This window comes from Xanthomonas bromi (genome assembly GCF_900092025.1).
Classification (GTDB): domain Bacteria; phylum Pseudomonadota; class Gammaproteobacteria; order Xanthomonadales; family Xanthomonadaceae; genus Xanthomonas; species Xanthomonas bromi.
The window spans coordinates 1-4987 of record NZ_FLTX01000109.1; the positions used below are offsets into that span (position 1 = coordinate 1).

The 4987-nt window shown below is 61.2% G+C and carries 4 protein-coding genes and 1 pseudogene; all 5 read right to left on the reverse strand.

Annotated features, from left to right (window positions below; genetic code table 11):
• A pseudogene (locus XBLMG947_RS20615) lies at positions 1-386 on the reverse strand (type VI secretion system tip protein VgrG); the annotation flags it as partial.
• A gap of 21 nt (positions 387-407) precedes the next feature.
• Positions 408-2318: a T6SS phospholipase effector Tle1-like catalytic domain-containing protein gene (locus XBLMG947_RS20620; RefSeq protein WP_245228289.1), complete on the reverse strand. Its 1911-nt coding sequence runs from the start codon at positions 2316-2318 to the stop codon at positions 408-410.
• Positions 2319-2564: 246 nt separating this feature from the next.
• On the reverse strand, positions 2565-3287 hold the full coding sequence (locus XBLMG947_RS22275; protein WP_245228290.1) for a DUF3304 domain-containing protein: 723 nt from the start codon (positions 3285-3287) through the stop codon (positions 2565-2567).
• Between the two features lie 55 nt (positions 3288-3342).
• Positions 3343-3882, reverse strand: coding sequence for a DUF3304 domain-containing protein (locus tag XBLMG947_RS22280; protein ID WP_083993315.1), 540 nt, complete (start codon positions 3880-3882; stop codon positions 3343-3345).
• A 58-nt stretch (positions 3883-3940) separates the two neighbouring features.
• Complete coding sequence (locus tag XBLMG947_RS20630; protein ID WP_065470384.1) at positions 3941-4888, reverse strand: DUF4123 domain-containing protein; 948 nt, start codon at positions 4886-4888, stop codon at positions 3941-3943.
• Positions 4889-4987: the final 99 nt, after the last annotated feature.

The following is a 4987-nucleotide window of genomic DNA, read 5'->3' on the forward strand; positions in this document are numbered from 1 at the left end:
CTGCCGCCGGTGCTGCCATCGGCCCCGACCACGATGGCGCTCTGGTAGCCCGGCGCGGTCGGACGCGGGTTCAGACGCGCCCCGGTGCCGTCGGCCAGCACCGGCCGCCACGGCTGCTGCCGGTCCACCGCCTCGAAGGCGTTGCCGTAGCCCACCGCCTCGGCCTGCGCCCAGCTGCTGCCTGCCGCCACCGCGCTGGCGTCCGGCCACGCCGGCGCGGCGCCCAGCTGCGCCTGCACCGCCGCGCGCACGTCCACCGGCAGGTTGTTGATGCCCGCATGCCACACCCGCGTCAGCAGCAGCTGCGCCGGCGGCGCCTGGGTCATCAGCCCGATGGAGCGGGCCAACTTGCGCCTGGCGGTCCGTGTGTCGGCAAATGATCGCAAGTGAACATCTGCCGCGTCACATCAACTACGGTCGAATAGCCGGCGATATTGACCATGCCCGTTCGCCTCGCGCCGTGTGCCCGTGCCCATCGCCCATAAGGCTGCTTGTGTCTTGATGCCTTTATGGCTGGCCATGTCGGCAGCGTCGGCATCGGTCATCAATGGGAACTCCGCTGATCCGGTGGCCGCTACGTCCAGCACGCGCCGTTCGAAGTTGTTCAGTTGGTAGGTCAATGCCTGCGCGTGGAGCGCAAAACTCGACTCAGGACTCGTGGTAGTCCGCGCAAGTTCCGTCAACTCTTCGTAGGTTTTCTGTTTCGCCTTGACTTCGTTGATATAGACCTGGCGGTCGTAGGTGGTCTGCGGCCCCAGCAACCAGAAGCCTGCGTGCGAGTCGTGCACATGCTGGTCGAAAAAGGCATCCACGAGCGGGGGAACCTGTACCTGTTGCTTGACCGCCTGATACAGGGCACGGCTGACAGCGCCGACGGTGGAACGCGGTGCCGGCGTTTCGACCGCACGCCGCGCCTGTTCCATGTCCCGGCGCCAGTCTCCCTCGGCCTCCCACAGGTCCTGTTTGTCCTGAGCGCTGGCCGTGCGATAGCTCACCATCTGCTTGAACTGCGCGTCGGTTTGCTTGCTTGCGCGCCAACGCCAGTACAACTGCATGTGGTATTGCATGCGTCCATCCACCTCGGCCTTGGCGCGCGAGGCCACGTCATCGGCCTTTTCGTCGAGTTGGGTGGTCCATTGGGTGTAAGCGGAGAATGCAGAATCAAGGCCCTCGTCCACCAAGAAATCTGCCTTGATTTCCAACGGAAGCTGATCTTTGCGCTTAAGTTCACTTCCAGCATTTATAGCTTCAAAATGCATATCGTTAAGCGGTATCTGCGACAGCAGTTTGGCGCGCGCTCCGGCCGCCTTGCCCTGGTCACCCGGTGAGTAGCCACCGCCCAGATCCGAATGCGCGCCCGGATAGATGTACTCGCTCAGCCCCGATACTGCACTGCCCCCCTGGCCGCGCGCGGTGGACAACGGGAACGAGCGGCGGATTTCATGCGCCGCTACGTAGTGCAGGCCACGTTCGACCCCCTGGATTTCCATCGTGCCGTCGGCCCAATCCATGAAGCCGGTCCCCACCGGCGAGGAGTCGGCCAGGCCGACCGAGGCCACGGTGTCGAAGAGGCCAACAAAGCGCAGCCTGAGCGTGGCCGTGCCCACCACGCCCCCGGTGGCCTCCTGCAGCCAGTTGCAGAAGGTGCGTGCCTGCGCAGCGCCACGGGAAAAACCGAACACCGACAGGTTCAGGCGCAGCACGGTGGGGCGCCGCCCTTCCACCGCCGTGAGCAGGCGCTGATGCACGCCGTGCAGCACCGTGCGCGTCTTGTCGTTGCCCAGGTGCCAGGCCGTCTTCAACCCGCCGCCGTAGCTGGTGACCAGTTGGGTCATCTCGGCTTCCTGCAATAAATCTGCGCTAGTGGCTGCACGGCAGACGGCGTTATAGACCAGCAGCATGGCCCAGTAGATGCGCGATTCGCCACCGCTGGCAAAGGCCTTCCCGTCATCGGACTCGGTCATTTCACAAATCTGCCTGAAGGGCGTGCCGACCCCGGGGATGTAGTAGCGGAAACAGGTCTTCCGGTCGTCCTTGTGCGCATCGAACAGGCTGACGATATTGGAATGCCCCAATAGCGGGCGGTCGCGCTCCATGTTGTTATTGGTGCCATCGAAGAAGATGCCGACATGGATCTCCTTGTTGCACTGCAGCCCATCGGTGGCGGCCGGATCGACATGGCTGGCACGCTGGCACAATTCGCGGGCGGTCGGCTTGCGCTTTTCACGCGAGTAATCCCCGGGAATGTCGGGGTTGTAGCCTGCAGATGTCGCCGGGTTGTCCCACCAGTCGCCCGGCTTGGCACTGGCCAGCGCCACATACTCGCTCGACCAGGCAGCCTTGCGGTAGTGCGCGGGGTCCTGCGCCTGCCATGTCAGGATTTGCGCGCCGTTGGCCTCTACGATGCACTGCGCACTGTAGGTCGACGCATCCACGAAATAACGGCAATGCACCCGGCCTTCGTTGGGGCCGCCGGTCTCGCGGCGGGTCTGGTACCACCCCTGTCTAAATGCCATGTCTGTCTCCTTGCGATGTGGCGGTGCGGCTTGCGGCGCAGGTAATGTTCAAGGTTCAGGCGGCTTGGGTGGCGCCAGCGGCGGGTCCTGCCCGGATTGCGCATGCTCCCACGGCGGCCAGTCCGGCGGAGCCTCTGGCGGTGGCGGACCAGGATAGTCGGGATGACCGGCACTCAAGTTCGTGATGAGCAGGCGCACCTGTCCTTCAGGCAGGAAATGTACGTTCAAGGTGGTGCCGCTTTTCTCATAGCGCTCGATCGGTACGATTTTTTCGTGCCATGTCGGCTTACCTTCTTCTGACGTTGCGTTCGGATTCGAACTAGATGTCGTCCACCGAACCTTGGCCTTGAGTCCTTGATGCCACTGTCGAGGATAGGTAATGCAGCACACAAAACTGCCGCCGCCGCCGTAGGCATATGAATTCCCACCCCACTGTCCATCAATATATAGCTGATGGATATAGTCACCAGTGTGGTTATAAGGGCTGATATTGGCTGTTGCCATCCCGCCGTCTGCCTGCTCGCCTGCAGGCTTGGAGCAGGCGCCGAGCGGCAGCAGCACGCTCAACAGCAGCAGCGTTGACAGCCAGCGCACGACGTCAAGCCTGGAGCGGCCATCTTCCTTGCCATGCTTGGCAGCGCGGTGGCCGGGGGCGGATATGGAATGCGGTGGAATGTGATCGGCGCTCATCTCGTCATCATGTTCATAAATACAGGAAGGTGACCTGGCAAGGTGTTTGAATACTACTTCTACAAGATAAAACGCGTCCAACCTCGGTGTGGAATCAGATCGATGCTGCGATGCGGTTGCAGCGACTGATGAAGGGTCAGCGCCGGGGAGCTTTGGGTGGCGCAAGCGGCGGGTCCTGACCGGATTGCGCATGTTCCCACGGCGGCCAGTCCGGCGGAGCCTCTGGCGGTGGCGGACCAGGGTAGCCCTCTGTCCCTGATGCACCATTCCAGATAATGAGGCGGACGTCGTTGTTGGGTAAAAAATGGACGTTTAATCGTGTTCCGCTTTTCTCATAGCGCTCGATCGGTACAACCTTTTCGTGCCATGTCAGTACACGAGGATCAGATGGATTTGAACTTGACGTAGTCCATTTAACCTTTGCAACAAGATCCGGCTTCCATTTTCTTGGATAGCTGATGCAGCAGACAAAAGTTCCCCCGCCGCCGTAGGCGTAGGAGTTTCCTCCCCACTGACCGTTTACATAGAGCTGACCAATGTGGTCACCAGTGTGGTTATAAGGGCTGATATTGGCTGTTGCCATCCCGCCGTCTGCCTGCTCGCCCGCGGGCTTGGAGCAGGCGCCAAGCGGCAGCAACGCGCACAGCAGTAGTACGCGGGACAGCCCAGGCACCATGCGATGCAGCAGGCCGCGCCTGGTCTTTGCAGGCCGACTGCGCCGGTGCTTGTGACTATCAGGCACCGATTCGATCTCGACGGGCTTCAAGGGCGTTCCAGATGGCATCGCCCCACGAGCGCATCGAATCGCAAAGACCGATCTTGTGCTGGGCAATTGAGTTCCACACCGGCTGCAGGGCAGGAATTTCATAAAAGTCGTTTCCGCAAGAAAAACTGAGGGTCACGAACTGGAGACGATCCTGCTGCGTGCTGAGTGAGAGCGCGTTTGCCGTCTGCAAGAGCTGTTGGATGAGGCGATGGAATTGGCCTCTATCGTCAGCCGGCACAAGCTCCGGAGTCTTGTCGAGCAGCGACGAAAACAATGCATCGGGCTCAGCAGCCACCTGCATCGCACGGAATTGACCGATCGATAGCCTCAGGGGTGCAGGTGCCGGGCCAGCGCCATCCGCTACGGTGTCGTGCGGACGCCATGCTTCCGTACCGGCTTCGCGCCCCAGCCAGTACCAGGCGGACACCGCATCGCGGACGGGTAAGCTCTGGATTGGCGTCAGCACCTGCAACAAGTGCGGGAGGACCCGCGTATCGGCGAAACGACAATGCACAGGCGCTTTTTTGTCTTCTATCTGGACCTTGGCCAAATAACCCGCCATTCGCTGCAACGTAATGCGTGATTGATCGCTCCACAGCCAACTCACCGCCGTTGCGCTTCCGGCAAAACGGTACAACTGCCGGATGGTGTCGTGGAGCGCTTCCTGATCTTCCGGGCATTCCAGAAAATGCGGGGCATGCTGACCAAATGCCACCAGCGAGGATTCGGCCAACGCATTGTAGGTTTGAAACTTCATGCGTTTTCTGAAAGCGCCGAACCGCTCGGCTCCGACCAGGGCAACATCGATCAGTGCCCAAAGCCGCCCGGCGGGTGCATCATGCAACATCAGTGCATCGGCCAACCGCGCTAGCTGTTGATCGTCAGCAGGCGTGTTGGCAAAGAAAAATTCGCTCATTGCAGTGCCGCAAACGGTGAGCCGTTAGCCGCTGCCTTGAGCATGCATTCGACGCACACAGATTCGGGGAAGAGCGGTAGGCCATATCCCAAGTTGACC

Excerpts from the sequence above, each read along its gene's own strand:
- XBLMG947_RS22280 (WP_083993315.1), bottom strand. The coding sequence starts at position 3,882 with ATGGTGCCTGGGCTGTCCCGCGTACTACTGCTGTGCGCGTTGCTGCCG.
- XBLMG947_RS20630 (WP_065470384.1), bottom strand. The coding sequence starts at position 4,888 with ATGAGCGAATTTTTCTTTGCCAACACGCCTGCTGACGATCAACAGCTA.